At 42.1% G+C, this 1053-nt stretch carries 2 protein-coding genes and 2 pseudogenes; 1 reads left to right on the top strand and 3 read right to left on the bottom strand.

Annotated elements, in window-relative coordinates:
- Nucleotides 1-170, bottom strand: a pseudogene (locus ACTHS3_RS14305) (Fe-S protein assembly co-chaperone HscB); the annotation flags it as partial.
- A gap of 79 nt (nucleotides 171-249) precedes the next feature.
- Between ACTHS3_RS14305 and ACTHS3_RS14310 the strand changes: the two are divergent.
- A pseudogene (locus ACTHS3_RS14310) lies at nucleotides 250-472 on the top strand (alternative ribosome-rescue factor A).
- Here ACTHS3_RS14310 and iscA read toward each other — a convergent pair.
- On the bottom strand, nucleotides 432-752 hold the full coding sequence (iscA, locus tag ACTHS3_RS14315; protein WP_070608865.1) for an iron-sulfur cluster assembly protein IscA: 321 nt from the start codon (nucleotides 750-752) through the stop codon (nucleotides 432-434). The pseudogene ACTHS3_RS14310 and the gene iscA overlap by 41 nt on opposite strands.
- Nucleotides 753-822: 70 nt before the next feature.
- A complete protein-coding gene (locus ACTHS3_RS14320; protein WP_440368283.1) occupies nucleotides 823-1047 on the bottom strand; it encodes a recombinase RecA in 225 nt (74 codons plus the stop codon).
- Between the last annotated feature and the right edge of the window lie 6 nt (nucleotides 1048-1053).

Genomic DNA, 1053 nt, shown 5'->3' on the forward strand with positions numbered 1-1053 from the left:
TCATTAATTGTAGAAGACATCATAACGGCTTGTTTCTGCTCAAAAGCTGAAGCAGAAGCAAATTTATCGGGATGAAATCGGGCAGCTAAAGCTCGATAGGTCTGTTCGAGTGTTTCGGTATCAATATTGAAAGATGGCTCAAGCTGGAAGAGGTTGAAGTATTGAGACATGATATTAAAGGAAAAAATCTAAAGAAGAGTATTATTTTACGATATAATCCGGAAAATGTTTATACGAAAGGAAAACAATATGACCGGTAAGGTACAACATAATAAAGGCAAAATACGAGACAATGTCTTAAAAGCCTTAGTCAAATCTGATTTGTTCCGACACCAAGTAGAACGAAAAAGAAAAGGCAAAGGTAGCTATAATAGGCAAGAATCCAAAAAATGGCGGGATGGTTTTGATACTTTCCCGCCATTTTTTATATTTTAAACGTGGAAGCTCTCACCACAACCGCAAGAGTCTTTGACATTTGGATTTTCAAATTTGAAACCTTCCTGTAAGCCTTCTTTGGTGTAATCAACTTGCGTGCCGTCTAGATAAACCAAGCTTTTTGGATCGATATAAACGCGTGCGCCGTGTTCTTCAAAAATCAGGTCATCCTCGTTCGCTTCATCGACAAATTCAAGGTTGTATGCCATGCCTGAGCAGCCACTGGTTTTCACGCCCAAGCGCACGCCCAATCCTTTGCCGCGTTTGGTCAGGTAGTTATTGATGTATTTGGCTGCGTTTTCTGTGATGGTAATCATGCTTTTTTCCTCATTTCGCAATCATTTTCTGTTTTGCCTGCTTTTTTATTCCAGACGGCCTCTTGAACTATCAGGCCGTCTGAAAACGCTGTTTTGCCCACTCTATTGCGGCGGCAATAGCAGCTTTAGCTTGCGGACTATTTTTCCAACAGGTCGAGCCGGTCAATTGTGCGCTCTGTTCCAAAATATCGTCCAAATCCGCTGCCGCCAGCGTGGCGACATCATCCAAACCTATTTGCCGCAAACGCTGCAATACGGTTTTACCTATGCCTTTGACGGCAAGCAGGGATTGGATTTCTTA

This window comes from Neisseria sp. P0009.S007 (genome assembly GCF_051962515.1).

Coding starts and splice junctions, on each gene's coding strand:
- iscA (WP_070608865.1), bottom strand. CDS start 752: ATGATTACCATCACAGAAAACGCAGCCAAATACATCAATAACTACCTG.